The following is a 23,067-nucleotide window of genomic DNA, read 5'->3' on the forward strand; positions in this document are numbered from 1 at the left end:
ATTTCTAAAAATGTAAAATAAATGTAAGAATTTTCAGCCATTACAGCTTTGGCAAAAAAATAAGTAAACCAATGATACACGAAATCACGGCAAAAACGCAAACAGCCCCGGCGGCAGCGTCCTTGGCCGCTTTAGCAAGAGGGTGATGTTTGTCAGTTATTAAATCAACCGTATGTTCAATGGCTGTATTTAAAAGTTCAAGCGAAAACATACCACCTATCAAAAGGAATATAATCATCCACTCAATAATGCTGAGCTCTACAAGGAAGCCGCAAATGAGAACAGCGCAGGCGGCTGCGGCATGAAATTGGAAATTCCGCTCCGTCCGCGCTGTTTCCCATATGCCCCGGCCTGCATGCACGAAGCTTTTGAAGAATCGATTCAGCTCATTTCTATGATCTTTTGAGTCCATAAGCGTCCAGCAATTCCTTTTGCTTAGTAAACATCTCCTCTTCTTCCTCTTTCGTCATATGGTCATATCCTAAAAGGTGCAGAAATCCGTGTACAGCTAGAAATCCGAGCTCTCTTTTAAAAGAATGATTATACTCCTCTGCCTGCTCTCTTGTGCGATCGGCACTGATGATAATATCACCTAAAACCGGAGGCATTTCGGCGCCCACGATTTCGATCTCGCCTTCTCCCTCTTCTTCAAGAGCAAATGAGATGACATCTGTCGGAGCATCCTTTCCCCGGTATTCTTTGTTAATCTGATGTATGTCATCATTGGAAACAATCGTGACAGAAACTTCAGCCTGATCCTGAACGCCTTCACGCTCAGCGGCAAATTGAAGCAGATTTTCTACTTCTTTGAGCATCTCTTCTGAGACGCTTCCCGTTTCATCAACGATATCAATCAGTAAACTCATCTATTTCACCTTCTTAGTAGCCTCCGGATATTCAATCCGGGAGTGGAAAATTCCTTTTAATGTTGCACAGAGCGTTTTTGCGATTGTATCCAGCTCTTTAAATGTCAAATCGCATTCACTGAACTGTCCGTCCTGAAGCTTATCGGATATAATACCCCGGACAAGCTTTTCAATTCGTTCAGGATTTGGATTGTGCATGGATCTGACGGCCGCTTCAACACTGTCGGCCACTGATATAATTGCGGCTTCCTTTGACTGCGGCTTCGGTCCCGGATAACGGAACTCTTCCTCTGTAATCTGGTCGCCTTTTTCCTTCGCTTTATAGTAAAAAAACTTTAAAAGCGAGGTTCCATGATGCTGCTCAGCAATATCGACAAGCTCTTTCGGAAATTTATAGCTTCTCAGCATATTCGCACCGTCTGTCGTATGCGAGATAATAATATTTTTGCTCAACTGAGGTGACAGCTTGTCATGCGGATTGTCAATATTCATTTGGTTTTCAATAAAATATTGCGGGCGCTTTGTTTTTCCGAGATCGTGATAATATGCGCCGACTCTTGCAAGCAAACCATTAGCCCCAACCGCTTCACAGGCTGCCTCTGATAAATTGGCAACCATTACACTGTGATGATATGTACCTGGTGTTTCCGTCAGTATTTTGCGCAATAGCGGATGGTTAGGATTAGACAGCTCGAGCAGCCTCATGGTGGATAAAATGCCAAAGCCCGTCTCAAAAAACGGCATCAGACCGATGATCAATACAGATGAAGCAAACCCCGACACAACCCCCATGAGCATTAACGTGCCGATTTCAAGACCCGACAGCGCAGTGTTCTGGATCAATAATAAGGATAGAACGACAACCATATTAATAAACGCCACGAAAAGTCCGGTCTGCAAAATCTTTGATCTTGCATTGTGTTTTCCTAAAAATAATACACCTGAAATGCCGCTGATCAAATAATAAATCCCTATGACATAATTGAATGTTCCTGTCACACCCTGATTAAACATCATACTTCCGCAAATCGCAAGAATGATACTTCCCAAAATGGCAATGCGTTCATTCATCAGCAGTTTGATTAAGATGGCGCCGGCCGCAATGGGGACCAGATAGCCGATATTATTATACTCCATCTTCTGAAACAAACTGACAACCTCCATGATCACAAGCAAAAGTGTTGTGATTATGGAGAATAACAGAATGGATTGGTTTTTAAACTTCAGATTTTGTTTCTGTTTTTCAAAATAATATACAAGTGTTGCAATGAAAAGTCCGATCATAATCAATAGCCCGCTGATCGGTTTAAAGAGATTTGAGTTATTTAATAACCCGGTCAGCTCAAGTTTCCTGTACACTTCCCGATCAATGAGGTCATTTTCTTCCACGAGCACTTGCCCCTGTTTGATTTGAACCTGCTGGACATTATCTGAGGCTTCCTGCCGTTTTGCCTCTGTTGCTTTCGGATCGAAGACGTAATTCGGAATAATAGCAAAACGCCCGATTTCTGTCGCGGCTCCCAAGTATTTAGACGGAATAGAATTGCTCTTTAGCTCTTTTTCTACCTTATCCTTTGCATCAGATAGTTTATCCGAAGGGATTTCACTGCTCATGACCGTATTTACCGCGGTAATGACCGTATCTCTGACAAAAGAAAAGTCTTCACTGTCTGCTTTCAGCAATGTCTTGATGGAATCCTCCGATATAGAATCATTCACATCTGATGTCAATTTGTCCTTTACAGATTTGACCATTGATTTTTCCGATGGTGATTTACTGCCTTCTTCCGATGATTTTTTCACTTCACTAATACTGTCGAATATTGATGACACAAGGTCAATCCGATTGTCTGTATATTCTTTTTTTAATGTATATTGATCTTCAACCGCGTCCTCAGCGGCTTGCTTTTTTTCCTCTGTGGCTTTTTGATCTTCTACGGTTGCCGGAGCGTAAATGGTCTTGTCGCTGACTGAAAACAGGTCTAAATCAAGTGTTTCCGGCTTAACATGTACAAAGAGCAAAGCAAACATAATGGCAGCCAGCAGAAGATACAGCAGTACATGCATGGAGCGGGCATTTTTAAAACTGCTCCATTTTTTTGAGCTGCTTTTGGTCTTAGCCTTCTTTTTCAACACAAGAACCTCCTCTTGAAACATCAAGCCCATAAGCAATCATAAAAATGACCCGATAACGCGCGATCGGGTCATTCAGCATTAATTTTGCTTATCGTATGCTTCAATAATTTTCGCAACAAGCGGATGTCTGACCACGTCTGTCTGGTCTAGCTCAATCATAGAAATGCCGTCTATTCCTTTCAGCATCTCCTTCGCTACTGCAAGTCCCGATTTGACGCCTTTCGGCAGATCAATTTGGCTAACGTCACCTGTAATGATCATTTTAGAGCCAAAACCCAGTCTCGTCAAAAACATTTTCATTTGAGCAGGCGTGGTATTCTGTGCTTCATCAAGTATAACATAAGCATCATCGAGCGTCCGTCCCCTCATATATGCGAGCGGAGCAATTTCAATGATGCCTCTTTCCATCAGACGTTCTGTATGATCTGCCCCAAGCACATCATGGAGAGCGTCATACAGCGGGCGCAAATAAGGATCTACTTTTTCTTTTAGGTCACCTGGGAGAAAACCAAGGCTTTCACCGGCTTCCACGGCAGGTCTTGTTAAAATGATTTTTTTGATATGTCCGTTTTTTAAAGCATGGACTGCTTTTACGACAGCCAGGTACGTTTTCCCGGTTCCCGCCGGACCAATGCCGAATACAAGGTCATTCCGCTTCATAGCGGCCACGTATTCCCGCTGTCCCATTGTTTTTACACGGATTGATTTGCCTTTTGCGTTTTTTGTAATTTCTTCTTCATACATGCTTTCAAAGTATTCAAGTTCATTCTTCTTTGCCATTTTGATGGCGTAAATCACATCACGTTCAGAGATCTCTATCCCCTTGCGAATTAAAGCGAGGAGCGATCCCAGCAGCCTGTCTGCAATCTGAAACGATTCATCATCGCCTGAAACATAAATCGTCTCGCCGCGCGTAATGATATTTAAATTCAGATCTTTCTCCATCAATTTCAAAAAAGAATCTTGGTTCCCGAAGAGTGAAAGCGCCTCGTCCGGGTTTTTCAGTTTTTGATTCATCGCAAGTAAATGTTCTGTCATTCTTCAGTCTCCCTGACAATAGGTGTGGTTTGAACGATATCTTCTATAACTTGGTAGAGAATAATCAACTTTACTTTACCATTCTCAACAGTCTGGTGCAAAACTTTTTCACTTTTCACCTCGCCGTTTTCGCCTATTTTATCCTCTACATCCTGTTTACCCAATTTAATGCCTTCTTGAACTGCTTCTTCTTTTGTATATTTTCGCAAAGCCTCTTCACTTTCTCTCGTTTGCTCTTTGACATAGGATACAGGGAGCTTAAATCCGAGAAAATGAAGCGAATGCTTTTCTTGTTCTGTTTTTGGATGCTTCAATTCCTCTTTTTTAAACGTCATCCCCCAGATCGGGATTGCCAAAGAACCAAAAGAAAGCTTGTGCTTTGTCCTTACTTTGCCCGTATAGACGTTAAATAATGTTTCAAGCGGGACTGTCACTTCTGATCTATACCAGGTTTCTCCATAAATTTCTGCTTTTGAGGCGACTTCCTGCTGATGGTCTTCGCTGCCGATCAGTCCCGAAACAAGCAGCTGTCCCTTTTCAACATGATCGTGTATGGCGGCCATGGGCTGTCCTTTTTGCACAAACATTCTCGTAATGGTTGCTTTCTTTTTGGCGACAATATTGCGCGGGCTAACATATTTTTCTTTTTCGGGCTCATTTTTCTCCACAACTTTCATATGAATGGTCGTCCCCTTCAGATCAACTCCGACCCAAGTGATATTGTCTATTCCATTGGTTAATGATTTCTGTATTTTTTCGGGCGACATCATTAAAAACTGCAGACGGCCCTTTTTGACGCCGATTTCATTAAGATGCTGCCTCATTTGATGTTCTGTTTCAGGCTTAGCGCCTGTCACATCAATTTTCCACACCATATTGGACAGCAAAAACAAAAGAATGAAAAAAATCGCAAAACCGATCGTAAACCCTATATTCAGCTTTGATTTCAGCAACAGGAAGGGAAATCCCTTCCGATTGATAAATCGGGCTTTACATTTAAATTTACTTCTTACCCGCCGAAAGGCATGTACATCCTGAAGCTGTATATATAACGATACGGCTTCTTTCTTTTTTTTGACATGAAAGACCGGAATCCCCTGTCTTGTGCATTCATTAAGGAGCCGCTCAATCCCTCTTCCCGTCAATTCAAGCTGGACCTTACCCGAAAAAAAAGACAGCCATTTATTTTTCACAACATTTCCCCCTCGGCTTTATGACTCAACATATCGAACGACATCAATCGTACCCTCCAAAAGTATCTCTTCCGGAAGAATCGCCTTGATGACAAAATTTTTACCAGATATGATGCACTGGCCCTGCTTCAGCATCAGCCGCACTTCATTCTCACTGAAAAGCAAAAGGCCTCTGTGGTTTTCTATGTAGATATGAAGTCTGCCAACCATTGTAATCCTCGGCAGATCCATCATAACGTCCGGGGGAATTTCCAATGCTCTTGTCAGCCAAGCTTTCATACGATTCTTTCTTTGCCCCATACAAAAAGAACCCCCTTTCATCTCATATGTATGATTTGAAAGGAGGTTCTAACACTTTAATTTTTACGGGCCGGGCGCATCGTACGGTGAGGTTTTTTCGCCCGTGGAGGTCCGAACACCTCTCCTAGAACGATCCCCTGTACGACGGTGTCTTTATTCACCTGAAGCATTTTTTGTTTTGTGTATACTGTTTTTTGTTTGGCAGCAGCAAGATCTCGTTCCAGCCCTTTCAGGTTTCTTGCTGTTTCCCTGCGTCTTTCTTCCGCTTCCCGTCTTGCCTGTTCCATACGGTTAGGGATAGGTGCAGGGGCATCTTCTTTTGACTGCTTCTTTTGAGGAGAAGCAGATTGCACGTGTTGAGGTTTTTTTCTTTTTTGGCTGTTTTGCTTTTCTTCTTTGCTCTTTTTGCCGAAAATCGCAGAAATGATTCCGATGATCGCTGCAATAATAAGCGGATTGGTCAGTAAATCTTCCATCAGCGTTCTCCCTTCTTAGAGAGATTATGATTTGCGGTCTTCATCCGAAGGGTCTTTCGTCAGCTTGCCGAATGAATCACGCATTTCTGTGTCAGCATCGATGTTCTTGATATTCATGTAATCCATGACGCCAATATTCCCTTCACGCAAAGCTTCTGCCATCGCAAGCGGCACTTCCGCCTCGGCTTCTACTACTTTCGCGCGCATTTCTTCTACGCGGGCACGCATTTCCTGTTCTTGAGCGACAGCCATCGCACGTCGTTCTTCCGCTTTTGCCTGCGCGATGTTTTTATCAGCCTCGGCCTGATCGGTTTGTAAAATTGCCCCGATGTTTTTGCCGATATCTACATCTGCAATATCAATTGAGAGAATTTCAAACGCAGTTCCTGAGTCCAATCCTTTTCCAAGGACTGTCTGAGAAATCATGTCAGGGTTTTCAAGCACTTTTTTATGATTATCAGATGAACCGATTGTAGAAACGATTCCCTCACCTACACGAGCTACAATGGTTTCTTCCCCTGCTCCCCCGACGAGGCGCTCGATATTCGCTCTTACTGTGATTCTCGCTTTCGCTTTCACTTCAATCCCGTCCATTGCGACGCCGGCAATGAACGGTGTTTCAATCACCTTAGGATTAACGCTCATTTGAACAGCTTCCAACACGTCCCGGCCTGCAAGATCAATGGCAGCACAGCGCTCGAATGTGAGTTCAATGTTAGCTCGCTGAGCGGCGATAAGCGCGTTGACGACTCTGTCAACATTACCTCCAGCCAGATAGTGGCTTTCAAGCTGGTTTGTTCCAACATTAAGTCCCGCTTTATGCGCTTTAATCAGCGGGTTAACAACCCGATTCGGAATGACGCGGCGAAGCCTCATCCCAACTAGAGTGAAAATGCTGATTTTCACTCCGGCTGCCAAAGCTGAAATCCAAAGCATTACAGGCACAAATGTAAAAAATACTGCCAAAACAATGATCGCTACTGCGACAATTGCCAGAATCATAAGTGTTGACGGATCCATATAACTTCTCCTCGTTTCTATTTAAATTTCTCTCACGACAATGCGTGAGCCTTCTACTTTTATCACTTTTACTTTTTTATCTTTTTCTGTAAACGATCCCTCCGATACAACGTCAAGGCGTTCATCATCAATAATCACGGTACCGGAAGGACGCAGCGGTGTAAAGGTTATACCCACTTTTCCCATTAAGTCCGTGCGCGTTTGATTTGAAACGTAGCCGCTCTCCGTGTTTGTAGAATCATTTAATATCAATTTCTTAAAGAATTTCATACGCTTTCCCAACACCCTTGTCAGTAAAATAAAAGCTGTAATCGAAACAGCTGAGGCGATCAAGAGAGAAACCGCCATGACAGTGAAGCTCCCCGCGGCTAAAAACAGGCTCGCAATAATCGCTCCCAAGCCCAGTAATCCAATGATTCCTCCGGGAAGAAAAATCTCAAGCAGAATGAGAATCACCCCTGCTATAAAGAGGAGAACCGTCTCATACCCGGCAAGGCCGGCTGCAAGATGCCCGTAAAAGAACAGCAATAACGCAATGAGTCCAGCCGTTCCAGGGAGGCCGACACCCGGGGAAAAAAGCTCTACCGTCAGACCTAAAAAAGCGATTGTCAGCAGAATAGGGACAATGACCGGATTCGTCAGCCATCTTGCCGTCTTTTCCGCAAAGCTCTCCTTTGCATAGCTGATCTGCGCCTTTTCGAACCCAAGCTTCTTTACGAGCGTGGACAAATTGTCAGCAGTGCCTTCTGAATAGCCTACCTCAATCGCCTTGTCTGCGTTAAGTGTCAGCAGATCTCCCTTAGGCGCGCCAACTTCCTTGGCATCTATATCTGGGTCAGCCATTGCGAGCGCATATTTTGGATCGCGGTTATTTTTCACTGCGGCATCTTCCATCTCTGCCAGCCAAAGTGATTGAGCTTTTTGGTCAGCGGCATTGCCTTGGCCATCAACAATCGCGGCGGCTCCCATTTTTCCGCCAGGCGCCATATAAATGTGATCTGCTTGAAGTGCAATATATGCACCAGCAGACAACGCGCGTTTGTTGACATATGCAGTTACGGGGATCTCGCTTTCGGTTATCAAATCGGCCATATCAATAGCAGATTTGACCAATCCCCCCGGGGTATTGATATCAAGAATAATATGGTCTGCATGTGCATCCTTTGCGTCTTGTAACGAACGGGACAAAAACGAGGCGAGACCCTGTTCGACATTTTTTTCAACCGGGATCACATAAACAGTTTGTTTTTCTGCTTTTGCGTTCAGCTGTACGCCTAATAAAGAAAGTAAAAATATACCCAAAAGAGCAGCACGGAATCCTTTGATTTGAAGCAAGGGCGGTGTATCCCTCCTTCCTTTTATAATAAGTGCCTTCTCTTCATACGTAACAAATGTATCAAAGGTTTCATTTTTTTATGTATAAAAAAAGACATCTCTCTTAGAAAGATGTCCTTTTCTTTGCCATTTAAGACAGTTGACTGCTCACAAGCTTATTAATTAAACTTCCGTCAGCTTTACCTTTTACTTTAGGCATAATTGCCCCCATCACTTTGCCCATGTCCGCTTTTGAGCTCGCACCGACCTCCGCGATGGTTTCATTTACGATTGTACGCAGCTCTTCTTCTGACAGCTGCTCAGGTAAATAAACTTCTAAAATGTCCAGCTCTTTTTGAACTTTATCTACTAAATCTAAACGATTAGCGTTTGAAAATTCCTGGAGGGAGTCTTTACGTTGCTTAAGTTCACGAGAAAGGACAGTGAGTTCCTCATCCTCGGTCAAACTGTCTTTCTTAAGCTTAATTGCTTCATTTTGAAGTGAAGCCTTAACCATTCGAACGACAGTCAGTTTGTCTTTCTCACGGTTTTTCATATACAGCTTCATATCCTGGTTGAGACGCTCAAGAAGACTCATAAATCCACCCTCTTTTAGAATTTGCGTTTTCTAGCAGCTTCAGACTTTTTCTTGCGCTTTACGCTAGGTTTTTCATAAAATTCACGCTTTCTTGCTTCTTGCAAAGTACCTGTCTTTGATACACTGCGTTTGAAGCGACGAAGAGCATCTTCAAGCGATTCGTTTTTTCTAACGACCGTTTTTGACATTCTCTTTCCCTCCCTCCGAATACACCAATCGACTACCTTTAAGTTACACATATAAACATGTACTTTGACATTATAATATAAGCCATCAGTCAGGTCAACTAAGTGAGTTCACTTTTCCGTCATGAGTGCGACTGCCTGTCTATATAATGAAAGAAAGGGGTTGGTGAATAGGATGTTAATTCTGATTAGCTTTACTGCTCTTATATTATTCTTTCTCGCAGGCATGAACATGCTTCGAAAGGGCTTAATTTCAATGGCGTACTCAAAAATTGAAGAACGTTTGCTTTTATTTACAGACCATCCGTTAAAAGCGTTTCTTATCAGTATTGTATTTACGGGGATACTTCAGAGCAGCTCAGCCTTTATGGTCATTGTCATCGGCTTTGTAAGTGCGGGCGTTCTTTCTTTTAAGCGGACGATCCCGATGATTCTGGGGACAAATGTTGGCTCTACTTTTACAACTGAATTTATTGCTATCAAAATGGATATTGTGATTTGGGTTCTTTTAATAGGAGGTTTATTGTTTTTTCTGACTGGCAGGTATCCTTTGAAACAGCTGGGAACAAGCTTCCTTGGACTGGGCATCATCTTCTTTTGCATCAGCGGATTCAGCCATCTTGCCGGGCCGCTGACAAAGCTGAAAACGGGCGCCGACGTTCTATACCATGTTAACGATTCAAACTGGTCCGCTTTGCTCATCGGCATGGTGTTAACTGCCATCATTCACTCCAGTTCTGTCTGTATCGGCATTTTGATGAGTTTTATGAATGAAGGGATTATCGGACTGACACAGGCGATGAGCGTCGTACTCGGATCAAATATCGGGACATGCATTACAGCTGTCATGGCTGCTGTATCCGGCGGATATGCGGCGAAACAGACAGCATATGCCCATGTGGTATTTAACGTGCTAGGGGTGGCTCTAGTATTGCCTTTTCTGACCGCAGCGACCGGCTTTGTAGAGCAGTTATCACCTGATCCCGCACAAAAGATCGCGCATTTCAGCCTTTTATTTAATGTGGTGACAGCTCTTTTATTTCTTCCGCTTACAAACTTGTTTTACCGATTGATTCACCTTCTTATCCCGGCTAAATAAAAAAATCGGTACATTTTAATGCACCGATTTTTTAGGTTAAGAAGACAAACGCATGTGTTCAGTTATTTCATCCTCAACCACACGGACAAACTGTCCTTCGTTGTAAGGATAACCTGCTTTTAGGATTTTGACTTTTACGATTTTGCCGATCATATCTTCCGTACCTTTGAAAACAACCTTCATATAATTGTCTGTGTAACCGACAAACATATTTTCTTCTTCTGTTTCCTTAAACGCTTCCTCAGGGATAATCTCAAGCACTTCATTTTCATACTGAGAAGCGTATTCTTTTGCAAGCTGGTCAGAAAGAGCAATCAGGCGGTGCACACGTTCGTTTTTCACGTTTTCATCCACTTGGTCTTCCATTCGTGCAGCTGGTGTTCCTGTACGCTTACTGTAAGGGAAAACATGCAGCTCAGAGAATTTATGTTCTTTAATAAAGTTATAGGTTTCCATAAATTCTTCTTCTGTTTCTCCAGGGAACCCGACGATGACATCAGAAGTAACAGCTAAGCCTGGCAGTGCTTTTTTCAATTTATTTAAACGGTCTGCAAAGAATTCCATTGTATATTTGCGTCTCATCCGTTTAAGCACTGTGTTTGATCCGGATTGGATAGGAATATGCAAATGATTCACTATCTTATCTGAGCGGTCTAAGACCTCGATCACTTCGTCAGTGATTTGGCTGGCTTCGATTGAAGAAATTCTGATCCGTTTCACGCCTTCCACACGGGTGTCTAATTCGCTCAAAAGCTTCGCGAAGTTGTAATCTTTCATATCTTCGCCGTAGCCGCCTGTATGAATACCCGTAAGAACAATTTCCTTATATCCGGCATCGACAAGCTGCTGCGCTTGTTTAATGACTTCTTCAGGGTCGCGGGAGCGGAGCAGGCCTCTCGCCCACGGAATGATACAGAATGTGCAGAAATTATTGCAGCCCTCCTGTATTTTCAATGACGCTCTTGTGCGGTCCGTGAAAGCAGGCACATCAAGCTCTTCATATACTCTTGCTTTCATGATGTTGCTGACGCCATTAATCGGCTGGCGTTCTTCTCGGTATTGGTCAATGTAGCCAAGCATTTTTTCACGGTCCTGTGTTCCGACTACAATGTCGACACCGGGGATCGCCATAATCTCAGCAGGTGAGGTTTGCGCGTAGCAGCCTGTGACACAGATGACACCGTCAGGATTTTGACGAATGGCGCGTCTGATCACTTGGCGGCTTTTTTTATCTCCCGTATTTGTAACCGTACATGTATTAATGACATATACATCAGCTGTTTGTTCAAAGTCTCTTCTTTCATAGCCCGCTTCTTTGAAAAGCTGCCAGATTGCTTCTGTTTCATAATGGTTGACTTTACAGCCAAGCGTATGGAAAGCAACAGTTGCCATTACTGATCACCTCTTAATAACTCTGTTTGATAAGAAATCGCACTCAACGCGTATAGCGGAGCGGTTTCTGTCCTTAAAATTCTCGGTCCAAGGCCGCACGTCACACCGTCTTGCTCTGTGAGCCGTTCAACCTCCGCTTCTGTTAAACCGCCTTCGGGACCAAATACGATCAATAGAGATGATCCTTTCGGAAGGCTGCTTACAATCGCGCTGAATGCGCTTATTTCCCCTTGCTTCGATGACTCCTCGTATGCAACGACACATTTATCGAAATCCTGCATCCTTTGAAGAAGCTGCTGAAAAGAATGGACATCCATCACTCGCGGCACTTCGTTACGGTACGATTGCTCAGCCGCTTCCTTCGCAATTTTCGTCCATCTTTCCCGCTTTTTCTTTGCCTTTTTGTCATCCAGCTTGACAACAGAACGCGCGGCTTGGAAAGGAATAAAGGCATGAGCTCCGAGCTCAGTCCCCTTTTGGATAATCCATTCAAGCTTATCTCCTTTCGGAAGGCCGCTCGCAATATAGACCTTTATCGGAAGCTCTCTGTTTTCATTCGTCCATTCTATCACAAGGCAGGACACTTTATCTTTGGAAACAGATTGAAGTTCACATTTTGCCTCGAAGCCGTCTTGAGAGCAGCAGATAATCTGATCTCCCTCATTCATTCTCATCACGTTCACAATATGATGAACTTCTTCGCCGGTAATCGAAAAAGTCGGCGCTTCCTCTATTTGCTGCTTCGTGAGCTCGATAAAATATCGTTGCATACGCTGTGACACCTACTAACTGTTATTTTTTCGCAATAATGCTGACCCAATCTTCCATTGAAAGGATTTCTACAATGGTAAAGCCAGCTTGTTCCAGTGCTTCTTTTACTTCTTGTTTTTTATGACCGATGATTCCTGACGTAATAAAGTGACCGCCTTCTTTTAACAGGCTGTACGCTTGTGAAGTAAAGCGAAGAATGACTTCAGCCAAAATGTTGGCCACAATCACATCATGTTCCCCTTCAATCCCGTCTAACAAATTGTTTTGCTTCACTTGAGCAATATCGCTGACTTTGTTCAGCTTGAGATTGAGGCGTGCACTTTCTACAGCCACGGGATCAAGATCGTAGGCATGAACCGATTCAGCCTCAAGCATTGCAGCCGCAATACTTAAAATTCCCGAACCAGTGCCGACATCAATCACCTTATCACCCTTTTGCACAAAGCGTTCAAGCGCCTGAATGCAGAGTACGGTTGTCGGATGTGTCCCTGTGCCGAAAGCCATTCCCGGGTCCATTTCAATAATCAGTTCATCAGTATGGACCGGCGTATATTCCTCCCACGTCGGCACAATTGTAAACTTTTCAGAAATTTTCACAGGATGATAATACTTTTTCCAGGCAGTCGCCCACTCTTCTTCATTTACTTCAGAAATAGTGATGTGGTTTCTGCCCAAATCAATATTGTAAAGAAGGAGATTATTAATCGTTTCTTTGATGCCGTCTACAGTTTCGCCCAGAAAACTGTTAACCGGCAGATATGCTTTGACAATGACACCCTCATCTGGGTAATCATTGGGGTCGAGCTGGTAGATTTCCCCGTACACATTCTCACGTTCTTTAATTAAATCAAGCGGGTCCTCTATCACAACCCCACTTGCACCAGCTTCATGCAATATATTTGAGATAGGTTCGACCGCTTCATGTGTTGTGTGAATGCTTAATTCGGACCATTTCAAAACTACCAACTCCTCATCCAATAATTAATCGCCTTTAAACGCGCGTTTTACCTTGTCAAAGAAACTCATTTCCTGTTCGTCAGGCAGGTTTCCGCTGACTTCGGCAAATTCGCGGATAATGTCTTTTTGTTTATCAGTCAGATTTGTCGGCGTAACGACGCGGACGACGATATGCTGGTCACCCTGTCCATAGCCTCTGACATTTTGAACGCCTTTGCCTCTTAATCTGAATTTCGTTCCTGTTTGTGTACCGGCCGGAATTTTCAATTTCACTTTTCCATGCAGCGTCGGCACTTCTACCTCATCTCCAAGAGCAGCCTGAGCAAACGTTAACGGCATTTCACAGTAAATATCATCGCCGTCACGCTCGAAGAACTCGTGTGCGCGTACATGGAACACGACAAATAAATCCCCGGCAGGGCCGCCGTTTATTCCTGGTTCACCCTGTCCCGAGAGACGAAGCTGCTGCCCGTCATCTACACCGGCTGGAATTGTCACATTGATTTTCTTGCGTTTTTTGATTTTTCCTTTGCCGCCGCAGTCCGCACATTTGTTTTTAATGATTTTGCCTGTACCTTCACAGTGGTGGCAGACCCGTCTGTTAACGACTTTTCCAAACGGTGTATTTTGCTCCACGTTTAACTGGCCGGAGCCTCCGCAGTGGGAGCATGTTTCTGGATTTGTTCCAGGTTTCGCACCTGAGCCTTTACATGTTTCGCACGTTTCCTCGCGGGGAATTTCGATGGTTGTTTCTTTACCGAAAGCCGCATCCTCAAACGACAGGGTCATCGTATACTGTAAATCAGCACCCTGGCGCGGAGCGTTTGGATCTCTTCGTCTTGTGCCTCCGCCGAATATACTTGAGAAAATATCATCGAAACCAAAACCGCCGAAATCGCCGCCGCCAAAACCTCCGCCGCCGAAGCCTTGGTTAGGGTCAGTGTGACCAAATTGATCGTAATGCGCACGTTTTTGGTCATCTGACAGCGTTTCGTATGCTTCTTTTACCTCTTTAAATTTTTCATCTGATCCGGCTTCTTTGTTAATATCAGGATGATATTTTTTTGACAGCTTCCGATAAGCTTTTTTAATTTCATCCTTTGAAGCGCTCTTACTTACTCCCAGCACTTCATAGTAATCACGCTTACTCATCTCGCTTCACTCTCCCGAATTTCTCACATAAATTAGATTGTATCATTTTGAATTATGATTTTTCAATTCCTTTTATCCCGGGCAAGAAAAAAAGTCAAAGCCAAGAGATGCCTGACTTTGACTTTCTAATCATTGAATCAGATTATGAAATGTGTTCTTTTCGGTCAGCTCCGGAAGCGGGGCTGACACTAAAAAGAACTTATTTTTTGTTTTGGTCGTCGTTTACTTCTTCGTATTCAGCGTCGACAACGTTGTCATCCGCTTTGCCTTCAGCGTTTGCTCCGCCTTGAGCTTGCTGTGCTTTAGCAGCTTCTTCATAAAGCTTCATAGAAAGCTCTTGAACGATTGTTTGAAGCTCATCTTTTTTCGCTTTGATCTCTTCAAATTCGTTTTTCTCAATCGCTGCTTTTAAAGCGTCTTTGGCATCGTTGGCTTTTTTCACTTGTTCTTCGTCCACTTTGCCTTCAAGATCTTTTAATGTTTTCTCAGTTTGGAAAACAAGCTGATCTGCTTCGTTGCGGACTTCGATTTCTTCTTTTTTCTTCGCATCAGCGTCAGCATTTTCTTCCGCTTCTTTTACCATGCGTTCGATCTCTTCATCTGAGAGACCTGAAGAAGATTTGATTGTAATGTTTTGTTCTTTTCCTGTGCCTAAGTCTTTTGCTCTTACGTTTACGATACCGTTTTTGTCAATATCGAAAGAAACTTCGATTTGAGGCACGCCGCGCGGTGCTGGCGGGATATCAGTAAGCTGGAAGCGGCCGAGTGTTTTGTTGTCGGCAGACATTGGGCGCTCACCTTGAAGAACATGGATATCAACAGCTGTTTGGTTATCAGCAGCAGTTGAGAACACTTGAGATTTGCTTGTTGGGATCGTCGTGTTGCGGTCGATCAGTTTTGTAAACACACCGCCCATTGTTTCGATACCGAGAGAAAGCGGTGTAACGTCAAGAAGAACAACATCTTTTACGTCACCTGTGATAACGCCGCCCTGAATCGCAGCACCAAGCGCTACAACTTCATCCGGGTTTACGCCTTTATGCGCTTCTTTTCCAGTTTCTTTTTTGATTGCTTCTTGTACGGCAGGGATACGAGTTGATCCGCCGACAAGGATGACTTTGTCGATTTCGCTTGCAGAAAGTCCTGCATCTTGAAGCGCTTGACGGACAGGACCCATTGTGCGCTCTACTAAATGAGAAGAAAGCTCTTCGAATTTAGCGCGAGTTAATGTAAGTTCAAGGTGAAGCGGTCCTGCTTCTCCAGCTGTGATAAACGGTAAAGAAATTTGCGTAGAAGATACGCCGGAAAGATCTTTTTTCGCTTTTTCAGCTGCGTCTTTCAAACGCTGAAGCGCCATTTTGTCTTTTGACAAATCAATGCCGTTTTCTTTTTTGAATTCAGACACCAGATGATCGATGATAACTTGGTCAAAATCGTCCCCACCCAGACGGTTGTCGCCGGCAGTTGAACGAACTTCGAATACACCGTCGCCAAGCTCAAGGATGGAAACGTCGAATGTACCGCCGCCAAGGTCGTATACTAGGATCGTTTGATCTTCATCTGTTTTATCAAGTCCGTATGCAAGCGCTGCTGCAGTCGGCTCGTTGATGATACGTTCTACTTCAAGACCTGCAATTTTACCAGCGTCTTTTGTTGCTTGACGCTCAGCATCGTTAAAGTATGCAGGAACTGTGATAACTGCTTTTGATACTGTTTCGCCAAGATAGCTTTCAGCGTATGATTTAAGGTGTTGAAGGATGATAGCAGACACTTCTTGTGGAGTGTAATCCTTTCCTTCAATTTCAACTTTATAATCAGTACCCATATGACGTTTGATAGACATAATTGTGTTAGGGTTTGTAATAGATTGGCGTTTAGCCACTTCCCCTACTTGACGTTCGCCGTTTTTAAATGCAACAACTGATGGCGTTGTGCGGTTTCCTTCAGCGTTAGCAATAACTTTAGGCTCGCCGCCTTCAAGCACTGCCACACATGAGTTTGTTGTTCCTAAGTCGATTCCGATAACTTTACTCACTTGAATAACCTCCTGCTATGTAATTATTGATTCACTTTGACCATGGAAGGGCGAATGACGCGATCCTTCAGCTTATAGCCTTTTTGCATTTCCTCAACAACAATGTTGGAGCCGTAGTTTTCGTCTTCAGCCTGCATAACAGCTTGGTGCAGATTAGGATCAAATTCCTGCCCTACAGCTTCGATGGCTTCGACGCCTTCTTTTTTCAAGGCTTCTACGAGCTGACGGTGGACCATTTCCATTCCCTGGAGCAAACTTTTCGTCTGTTCATTGTCGGCTTCAACCTGAAGCGCTCGTTCAAAACTGTCAAGAGCCGGCAGCAAATCAGTCACGATATTTTGAGAACGGTATTTTTGGGACGCTTCCATCTCTAAACGGCTGCGTCGTTTATAGTTTTCAAAGTCTGCTTGAACACGCAAAAGTTTGTTTTCTTTTTCCTCAAGCAAACCTTGCAATTCGTTAATTTGGTTTTGAAGAAGTTCGCTTTCATTTGTTTCTTCCTGCTGTTCATCAGCGGCAGCTTGTTCTTCAATGATTTCTTGCTCTTCTGTTTCGTTTTGTTCAACGGTTTGTTTTTCTTCTGACATTGTGTTCACCTCCCTCAAAGTGTAAGGAGAAGGACAGGTGCTGCCCTTCGATAAAATTTGCCAAAATTCCCTTATTCATCATACAGACTTGTTAATGCTTTTGACAAGTCCGAAGTCACATGCTGAAGCAGGCTGACAACCCTGGAATAATTCATGCGGGTCGGGCCGATAATCGCAATTGAGCCGATCTGCTTCTGGTCTACGGAATAAGAAGCCGTAATCAGACTGCAATTTTCCATCTCTTCATAGTCGTTTTCTTTTCCGATTTTAATCGAAATTCCCGTGTGCGGGGATTGAACCAGCTTTAAAACATCCTGTTCTTTCTCAATTAATGAAAGCAGCGACCGAACTCGGGTGATATCATGGAACTCAGGCTGGTTCAGCATATTGATTTTCCCGCCAAAAAACAACTTTTCAACGTGATTTGTGGAATGAAAGGTTGAACGAAGCGCGTCGAGTATATTGTCATAGTTTTTAATGTGCTGTCTTAGGTACATGACAACTTCTTTAAATATGCGCTCATTCAGTTCATCCATTGGAACGCCGCTTAAACGGTCGTTCAGTATATTTACCAGTTTTTCAATATCAGACAGATCCATTTTGGTCGGAAAGTTAATCGTTTTGTTTTCCACATGCCCCGTATTGGTAACGAGAATCGCTACCGCCATATCAGGCTGAATCGGAATGATTTGAATCTGTTTAAGGTAATTCTCACTCAACTTCGGCCCGAGTACGATGGATGTGTAATTCGTCAGATCGGACAAAATTTGCGCTGATTTTTGAACTGTCTTCTCCAGCTCGAAAATTTTCTCTTTGAAGATCGAGTGGATTTGGTCCAGGTCGCTTTTCGTCAATTTGACGGGTGACAGCAAATGGTCAACATAGTACCGATACCCTTTTTCTGACGGAACACGTCCTGAGGATGAATGGGTTTTTTCAATAAAGCCCAATTCCTCCAAGTCAGCCATCTCGTTTCTTATTGTTGCAGAGCTAAATGTGATTTCATCTTTTTTCGAAAGAGTTCTTGATCCCACCGGCTGTGCCGATTTAATAAAATCGTTGATTATAACCTGAAGGATCAGCAGCTGACGATTTGTTAACATCATCATCACCTCTGTTAGCACTCTCAATAAGCGAGTGCTAATTCTATAACAAAAGTATCAAACCACAAGAAAAATGTCAATTATAACTCACCCAAAAAAGCGCCAAAAACTTCATTGCCTAATAATTTCCCTTGATGAGTCAAATAAACGGCAGACTCCGAATTGTGAATCAGCCCTTTTTCAGCGAGGTCTTTTAACACGCTTGGGAAAAGTCCATCCAGGGAACGGCCGTATTTTTCTGCGAATCGTTTTTTGCTGACACCGGCTGTTTTTCTCAAACCTAAAAACATTTCTTCCTCAATCTGTTCTTCTGTTGTCACTTCATGTGTATCTCTGTACGGAAAACCCTTTTCAGCTATCAGGTCAATGTAATGCTTAACAGGTCCGACGTTCACTGTTCGTGTGCCGCCAATATATCCGTGAGCGCCAGCTCCGAAACCGAAATATTGTTCGTTGCTCCAATACGTTAGATTGTGCTTAGATTCCATGCCTGCCTTAGCAAAGTTGCTGATTTCATATTGATGAATGCCGTGAGCTTCCATCTTGCTCATCACTATTTCATACATTTCAGCTTCCTGCTCCTGCGGCGGAAGATGAAGCCGCCCTTTTTGCATCAAATTATAAAATACCGTTTTCGGTTCTACAATAAGGGAGTAAACGGAATAATGCTCAGCGTCCAATGATAAAGCAGTGTTTATGGAATGTTCCAGATGCTTGAGGGTTTGCCCCGGAAGCCCGAACATGAGATCAAGACTGATATTCTCAAAACCGATTTCCCGCGCTCTTTCAAAAGAGGTGAATACATCTTTTTGCTTGTGCACTCGGCCGATTTTTTCTAACAGATCGTCTTCGAACGTTTGCACACCAAAGCTAAGGCGATTTACGCCTGCTTCTTTTAATATTTTTAATTTCTCTGCGGACAAATCGTCCGGATTCGCTTCAACCGCAAATTCCGATAAGTCGCTTGAGGGCTTTAGCACGCGGTTGATCATATCCATCAGCTTTTTAAGCTGTTCCTCAGACAGGGAGGTCGGCGTGCCTCCTCCGATAAAGATTGTTTTGAGATCAGGCTGCCCGGTTTTTGCTATTGTATTTATCATTTCCTGTTCGAGTGCGTTTAAATACTCGTCGACTGGCTGACTTTGAATAAAATATTTATTGAAATCGCAGTAGTGGCAAATATGCTCACAAAATGGGATATGGATATAAGCTGATTTCAACGGATTCACCTTCTTTACAGAAAGAAGCCGCAGTACAAGACTGCGGCGGCTTCTATTGTTTTTTCGGACTGTCGTCCATTTTCAGAACTGCCATAAATGCTTCTTGCGGCACTTCAACTGAGCCGACCTGCTTCATACGGCGCTTTCCTTCTTTTTGTTTTTCAAGAAGTTTCCGTTTACGCGAGATGTCCCCTCCGTAACATTTAGCCAATACGTTTTTACGCATTGCTTTTATGGTGGAGCGGGCCACGATTTTCTGGCCGATTGCGGCTTGTACCGGAACTTCAAACTGCTGGCGCGGAATGAGTTCTTTCAGTTTTTCAACGATCACTTTTCCCCGTTCATATGCGTAATCACGATGCACGATAAAGGAAAGGGCATCGATTTTTTCACCATTCAGCATAATGTCCATTTTCACAAGCTTGGACGGTTTGTAGCCGATCAGTTCATAATCAAAGGACGCATAGCCTTTAGTGCTTGATTTCAGCTGATCAAAAAACTCATATACGATTTCCGCTAATGGCATATCATAAATGATGCTGACACGGTTTGCGTCTAAATACTGCATATCAATGAAATTGCCGCGTTTTCCTTGGCAAAGCTCCATTACAGCGCCGACATAGTCATTCGGCACCATCATCGTCGCTTTTACGTATGGCTCCTCAACCCTTTCGATCTTTTGAGGATCCGGCATGTTGGACGGGTTGTCGACAACGACCTTTTCGCCGTCTGTCATATACACGTCATAGATAACGCTTGGCGCTGTCGTAATCAGGTCGATGTTGAACTCACGCTCAATTCGCTCCTGAATGATCTCCATGTGAAGCATGCCTAAAAATCCGCAGCGGAACCCGAATCCAAGCGCTTGCGAAGTTTCCGCTTCATATTGAAGGGAGGAATCATTCAGCTCAAGCTTTTCAAGAGCTTCCCTTAAATCATTATACTTCGCTGTATCAATCGGATACAAACCACAGTACACCATCGGGTTTAGCTTGCGGTATCCCGGCAGCGCTTCTTCTGCAGGATTGGCAGCGCTCGTTATTGTATCACCGACACGTGTGTCACCAACATTTTTGATTGAGGCAGTCAGGAAGCCTACATCACCGACCGTCAGTTCATTTGTCGGAGTTGCTTTCGGCGTGAACACGCCCACCTCTGTTACTTCGAATTCTTTGCCGGTTGCCATCATTTTGATTTTTTGTCCCGGCTTTACCGTTCCTTCAACGACTCTGATATAAGCCACGACACCGCGGTAGGCGTCATAAAGCGAGTCGAAGATCAGCGCTTTGAGCGGCGCCTCCGGATCTCCGGTCGGAGCTGGCACCTTTTCTACGATTTGTTCTAAAATCTCCTCAATCCCGATACCGGCTTTTGCTGAAGCAAGCACGGCTTCTGATGCGTCAAGGCCGATAACGTCTTCTACCTCTTGGCGCACACGTTCGGGCTCGGCGCTCGGAAGGTCGATTTTATTGATGACCGGAAGGATTTCAAGATCGTTGTCAAGCGCTAAGTAGACATTGGCGAGCGTCTGCGCTTCAATCCCCTGGGCTGCATCCACGACAAGAATCGCTCCCTCGCAGGCAGCAAGGCTTCGGGATACTTCATACGTGAAGTCGACGTGTCCCGGCGTATCGATTAGATGAAAGATATATTCTTCTCCGTCTTTTGCTTTATATTTAAGCTGAACAGAGTTTAATTTAATGGTTATGCCCCGCTCACGTTCAAGATCCATAGAATCGAGCAATTGTTCTTTCATTTCTCGTTGAGTGATTGCCGACGTTTTTTCTAAAATACGATCCGCTAAGGTCGATTTTCCGTGGTCAATATGGGCAATGATAGAGAAATTCCGTATTCTCGATTGCCTCTCTAAACGCTTTTCTTTATCTGTCACAATCTATCACTCCTACTATTAAACGCAAAATACACTAGCTTAGATTATATCAATAGGATTGTAAAGATTCAATGTAAAACAAGAAAGAGAAAAGTTCCCTATCATATCTGGGTTGCTTTTCTCTTTCACGTACTTATTGATTCATATCCCGTATCCATTCATACATTGACTGGGCAGTATTGGTTACGGTGTCCGAAAGCGCTTTTCCGGCTTTTGAAAACATATTGAATGTCTCCACCTTTTCCAGCTCTTTTTGTTTTTCTACTAAATCTTTTGCCGTGACTGTTTCTCCTAGGATTGAGGCTTCTTTTTCATTATCTTTTCCGTCGGTGAGCGTAAACGCCCCCTTCAGTGAAGGGTCATGATAGCCTTTCATACTCAGCATCCCGTGGTTTGCCTGCTGCATGCCGAACAGAACGCCTAAAAACATGATCGTGACAAGCAGTAAGCACTTTCCAAAGTATGCAATCAAATCAACCACCTATTTCTTATTGTTTTTTCGTCTCCCCGCTCGCTGCGTTGACCTTTTCAGCATCCCAGTACATTTCGCTGAATACGTCCGCGGCCGCGTTAGCCGCACGCTGCAGCTCTTCGAGATTATTATCCACTCCGCCAAACTCGAGCAAAAGCGCTCTATCGGTTAAATCCTGATTGTAAACACCATTATCGCCTGGCGAGCCTTTGGAAAAGACACCTGTGCTAAGTCCGGGGTATTTTTTCTCCATCAGTTTATGAAGCTCACTCGCAATTTTATAGTTTTCTTCGAAGTTTTTGCTTTTTTTCCCGACGACAAAGGCTACCCTGGCATAGCTTTTCCCTTTAATCGTTGCGGTTGTGTCTTTTTTGCGCCGAGAGTCTCTGTGGATGTCAATGATATATTGCAGATTTTTGTTTGAAGCGAGGGCGTCTTTCACGACCGGCCTTGATTCATCATAGGACCTGGCATAGTTTAAGCCTTTTTTATTCAATTTTGACTGTATATCGGTTTTATTCACTGTGGCTCCGATTCCCTGGGATTCAAGCGCTTGTCCGAACATATCTCCTACAAGCGTGACATTGGCTTTAGAATGGCGCGCCATGTCAGGATCGGTCTCGCCTTTTAATAGAGGGAGATATGATTCCGTATTGTGCGTGTGATAGATAAACACGACCTTTTTATCACCTGTTGTTTGTTTCGGCGGATCTTTTTGCGCATTATCTGATTGCGTTTGCTGTTTTTCAATCTCTGCCAAATTCGCTTCTCTTTCTTCCTCCATCACCTTAGACGGCGGCGGCGATTCCGCAGGCATATTCGTATAATCCGTTCCTTGTCCAGCTAACAAAATCTCGGTATCAAATTGTGCAAATCCTGGCAGCTCCCGACCGAGAAAGCTCCGCGGATCTTCGAGGTTAATGCTCGTCGCCAGCTTTAAAGAAAGACGAGAAAGATGAAATGAGCTGTCTGTTTGAGAGAGGTCAGAAGCGAAATAATGGTTTTCCATCTGCAGCAAATGTGCAAATACGTCACCCGGCAATTCTTCAGCAATCCCATAAAAAGAGTCAGACGACGGCCTAAGTTCCGGCCGGAGAGACGTCAGCACACCGGATAGAACAAAAATCACGATAAGGCTTACGATAAATAGAAAGATGGCTTTTACCGCTTTCCCTCCATTTACCGCAACAACAATCTGTCTGTTTCTGCGTTTATTTCTCATTGAATCCCTCCAGCGCTTGTCTAGTAATTACTCTATGAAC

Annotated in this window: 23 protein-coding genes and 1 other RNA gene; 2 read left to right on the top strand and 22 right to left on the bottom strand. The window is 43.8% G+C overall.

Translation table 11 applies throughout. From position 1 onward, the window contains the following. Positions 1 to 40: 40 nt before the first annotated feature. From unpK to rpsU, 11 genes are all read right to left on the bottom strand, one after another. Positions 41 to 412, bottom strand: a complete 372-nt coding sequence (gene unpK, locus BSU_25310; protein NP_390409.2) for an undecaprenol kinase — start codon at positions 410 to 412, stop codon at positions 41 to 43. Then, entirely contained in the window at positions 393 to 866 is a 474-nt protein-coding gene (gene rnrY, locus BSU_25320; RefSeq protein ID NP_390410.2) for an endonuclease involved in 70S ribosomes quality control, read from the bottom strand. Before rnrY ends, unpK begins: the two co-directional genes overlap by 20 nt. Beyond that, positions 867 to 3,002, bottom strand: a complete 2,136-nt coding sequence (gene pgpH, locus BSU_25330) for a c-di-AMP-degrading phosphodiesterases (protein NP_390411.1) — start codon at positions 3,000 to 3,002, stop codon at positions 867 to 869. 78 nt (positions 3,003 to 3,080) lie between these two features. Continuing rightward, positions 3,081 to 4,040, bottom strand: coding sequence for a phosphate starvation-induced protein (gene phoH / locus BSU_25340; RefSeq protein ID NP_390412.2), 960 nt, complete (start codon positions 4,038 to 4,040; stop codon positions 3,081 to 3,083). After that, positions 4,037 to 5,233: a stage IV sporulation protein; putative UDP-glucose-4-epimerase gene (gene yqfD / locus BSU_25350; protein ID NP_390413.2), complete on the bottom strand. Its 1,197-nt coding sequence runs from the start codon at positions 5,231 to 5,233 to the stop codon at positions 4,037 to 4,039. Before yqfD ends, phoH begins: the two co-directional genes overlap by 4 nt. Positions 5,234 to 5,251: 18 nt before the next feature. Beyond that, positions 5,252 to 5,533 carry a conserved sporulation protein of unknown function gene (gene yqfC / locus BSU_25360; RefSeq protein NP_390414.1) on the bottom strand — a complete coding sequence of 94 codons (282 nt, stop codon included), beginning with the start codon at positions 5,531 to 5,533 and terminating at the stop codon, positions 5,252 to 5,254. Positions 5,534 to 5,589: 56 nt separating this feature from the next. Beyond that, the gene (gene yqfB / locus BSU_25370; RefSeq protein ID NP_390415.2) at positions 5,590 to 6,009 is read right to left on the bottom strand and encodes a hypothetical protein; all 420 of its coding nucleotides are present in this window, start codon (positions 6,007 to 6,009) and stop codon (positions 5,590 to 5,592) included. Between the two features lie 24 nt (positions 6,010 to 6,033). Further along, positions 6,034 to 7,029 (bottom strand): flotillin-like protein involved in membrane lipid rafts, encoded by a 996-nt coding sequence (gene floA / locus BSU_25380; protein ID NP_390416.1) that lies wholly within the window; start codon positions 7,027 to 7,029, stop codon positions 6,034 to 6,036. A gap of 21 nt (positions 7,030 to 7,050) precedes the next feature. Then, entirely contained in the window at positions 7,051 to 8,364 is a 1,314-nt protein-coding gene (gene nfeDA, locus BSU_25390; protein NP_390417.1) for a putative membrane bound peptidase of unkwnown function, read from the bottom strand. A 130-nt stretch (positions 8,365 to 8,494) separates the two neighbouring features. After that, entirely contained in the window at positions 8,495 to 8,941 is a 447-nt protein-coding gene (yqeY, locus tag BSU_25400) for a conserved protein of unknown function with tRNA aminoacid amidase domain (RefSeq protein NP_390418.1), read from the bottom strand. Positions 8,942 to 8,955: 14 nt separating this feature from the next. After that, positions 8,956 to 9,129, bottom strand: a complete 174-nt coding sequence (gene rpsU, locus BSU_25410) for a ribosomal protein S21 (RefSeq protein NP_390419.1) — start codon at positions 9,127 to 9,129, stop codon at positions 8,956 to 8,958. A gap of 172 nt (positions 9,130 to 9,301) precedes the next feature. Between rpsU and yqeW the strand changes: the two genes are divergently transcribed. After that, positions 9,302 to 10,225 carry a putative Na+/anion cotransporter gene (gene yqeW / locus BSU_25420; protein NP_390420.2) on the top strand — a complete coding sequence of 308 codons (924 nt, stop codon included), beginning with the start codon at positions 9,302 to 9,304 and terminating at the stop codon, positions 10,223 to 10,225. A gap of 36 nt (positions 10,226 to 10,261) precedes the next feature. Here the strand turns inward: yqeW and mtaB are convergent, their stop codons facing one another. The 4 genes from mtaB to dnaJ are packed head-to-tail and all read right to left on the bottom strand — an operon-like array spanning position 10,262 to position 14,497. After that, on the bottom strand, positions 10,262 to 11,617 hold the full coding sequence (gene mtaB, locus BSU_25430; protein NP_390421.1) for a tRNA N(6)-threonylcarbamoyladenosine (t(6)A) methylthiotransferase: 1,356 nt from the start codon (positions 11,615 to 11,617) through the stop codon (positions 10,262 to 10,264). Further along, a complete protein-coding gene (gene rsmE, locus BSU_25440) occupies positions 11,617 to 12,387 on the bottom strand; it encodes a methylase of U1498 in 16S rRNA (RefSeq protein NP_390422.1) in 771 nt (256 codons plus the stop codon). The genes mtaB and rsmE overlap by 1 nt, the downstream gene beginning before the upstream one ends. 22 nt (positions 12,388 to 12,409) lie before the next feature. Then, on the bottom strand, positions 12,410 to 13,345 hold the full coding sequence (prmA, locus tag BSU_25450) for a ribosomal protein L11 methyltransferase (protein ID NP_390423.2): 936 nt from the start codon (positions 13,343 to 13,345) through the stop codon (positions 12,410 to 12,412). Between the two features lie 24 nt (positions 13,346 to 13,369). Then, positions 13,370 to 14,497: a co-factor of molecular chaperone gene (dnaJ, locus tag BSU_25460; protein NP_390424.2), complete on the bottom strand. Its 1,128-nt coding sequence runs from the start codon at positions 14,495 to 14,497 to the stop codon at positions 13,370 to 13,372. A gap of 39 nt (positions 14,498 to 14,536) precedes the next feature. On the opposite strand from dnaJ, the gene surC reads away from it, so the two are divergent. Then, an RNA gene (gene surC / locus BSU_misc_RNA_79) (sporulation-related small untranslated RNA) lies at positions 14,537 to 14,627 on the top strand. Between the two features lie 69 nt (positions 14,628 to 14,696). Here the strand turns inward: surC and dnaK are convergent. From dnaK to spoIIP, 7 genes are all read right to left on the bottom strand, one after another. Beyond that, positions 14,697 to 16,532 carry a molecular chaperone, ATP-dependent gene (dnaK, locus tag BSU_25470; protein ID NP_390425.1) on the bottom strand — a complete coding sequence of 612 codons (1,836 nt, stop codon included), beginning with the start codon at positions 16,530 to 16,532 and terminating at the stop codon, positions 14,697 to 14,699. Between the two features lie 23 nt (positions 16,533 to 16,555). Continuing rightward, on the bottom strand, positions 16,556 to 17,119 hold the full coding sequence (grpE, locus tag BSU_25480) for a nucleotide exchange factor for DnaK activity (protein ID NP_390426.1): 564 nt from the start codon (positions 17,117 to 17,119) through the stop codon (positions 16,556 to 16,558). A gap of 71 nt (positions 17,120 to 17,190) precedes the next feature. Further along, positions 17,191 to 18,222, bottom strand: coding sequence for a transcriptional regulator of heat-shock genes (gene hrcA / locus BSU_25490; RefSeq protein ID NP_390427.1), 1,032 nt, complete (start codon positions 18,220 to 18,222; stop codon positions 17,191 to 17,193). Positions 18,223 to 18,302: 80 nt separating this feature from the next. Beyond that, positions 18,303 to 19,442, bottom strand: coding sequence for a coproporphyrinogen III oxidase (gene hemN, locus BSU_25500; RefSeq protein NP_390428.2), 1,140 nt, complete (start codon positions 19,440 to 19,442; stop codon positions 18,303 to 18,305). Positions 19,443 to 19,494: 52 nt separating this feature from the next. Next, complete coding sequence (gene lepA, locus BSU_25510) at positions 19,495 to 21,333, bottom strand: ribosomal elongation factor, GTPase (RefSeq protein NP_390429.1); 1,839 nt, start codon at positions 21,331 to 21,333, stop codon at positions 19,495 to 19,497. Between the two features lie 133 nt (positions 21,334 to 21,466). After that, positions 21,467 to 21,805, bottom strand: coding sequence for a hypothetical protein (gene yqxA, locus BSU_25520; protein ID NP_390430.1), 339 nt, complete (start codon positions 21,803 to 21,805; stop codon positions 21,467 to 21,469). Positions 21,806 to 21,821: 16 nt separating this feature from the next. Then, positions 21,822 to 23,027 carry a spore autolysin (stage II sporulation) gene (gene spoIIP, locus BSU_25530; protein ID NP_390431.1) on the bottom strand — a complete coding sequence of 402 codons (1,206 nt, stop codon included), beginning with the start codon at positions 23,025 to 23,027 and terminating at the stop codon, positions 21,822 to 21,824. Positions 23,028 to 23,067 lie beyond the last annotated feature (40 nt).

This window comes from Bacillus subtilis subsp. subtilis str. 168 (genome assembly GCF_000009045.1).
GTDB lineage: Bacteria > Bacillota > Bacilli > Bacillales > Bacillaceae > Bacillus > Bacillus subtilis.

Excerpts from the sequence above, each read along its gene's own strand:
- unpK (NP_390409.2), bottom strand. The coding sequence starts at position 412 with ATGGACTCAAAAGATCATAGAAATGAGCTGAATCGATTCTTCAAAAGC.
- rnrY (NP_390410.2), bottom strand. The coding sequence starts at position 866 with ATGAGTTTACTGATTGATATCGTTGATGAAACGGGAAGCGTCTCAGAA.
- phoH (NP_390412.2), bottom strand. The coding sequence starts at position 4,040 with ATGACAGAACATTTACTTGCGATGAATCAAAAACTGAAAAACCCGGAC.
- yqfC (NP_390414.1), bottom strand. The coding sequence starts at position 5,533 with ATGGGGCAAAGAAAGAATCGTATGAAAGCTTGGCTGACAAGAGCATTG.
- yqfB (NP_390415.2), bottom strand. The coding sequence starts at position 6,009 with ATGGAAGATTTACTGACCAATCCGCTTATTATTGCAGCGATCATCGGA.
- floA (NP_390416.1), bottom strand. The coding sequence starts at position 7,029 with ATGGATCCGTCAACACTTATGATTCTGGCAATTGTCGCAGTAGCGATC.
- yqeY (NP_390418.1), bottom strand. The coding sequence starts at position 8,941 with ATGAGTCTTCTTGAGCGTCTCAACCAGGATATGAAGCTGTATATGAAA.
- rpsU (NP_390419.1), bottom strand. The coding sequence starts at position 9,129 with ATGTCAAAAACGGTCGTTAGAAAAAACGAATCGCTTGAAGATGCTCTT.
- yqeW (NP_390420.2), top strand. The coding sequence starts at position 9,302 with ATGTTAATTCTGATTAGCTTTACTGCTCTTATATTATTCTTTCTCGCA.
- mtaB (NP_390421.1), bottom strand. The coding sequence starts at position 11,617 with ATGGCAACTGTTGCTTTCCATACGCTTGGCTGTAAAGTCAACCATTAT.
- rsmE (NP_390422.1), bottom strand. The coding sequence starts at position 12,387 with ATGCAACGATATTTTATCGAGCTCACGAAGCAGCAAATAGAGGAAGCG.
- dnaJ (NP_390424.2), bottom strand. The coding sequence starts at position 14,497 with ATGAGTAAGCGTGATTACTATGAAGTGCTGGGAGTAAGTAAGAGCGCT.
- grpE (NP_390426.1), bottom strand. The coding sequence starts at position 17,119 with ATGTCAGAAGAAAAACAAACCGTTGAACAAAACGAAACAGAAGAGCAA.
- hrcA (NP_390427.1), bottom strand. The coding sequence starts at position 18,222 with ATGTTAACAAATCGTCAGCTGCTGATCCTTCAGGTTATAATCAACGAT.
- spoIIP (NP_390431.1), bottom strand. The coding sequence starts at position 23,027 with ATGAGAAATAAACGCAGAAACAGACAGATTGTTGTTGCGGTAAATGGA.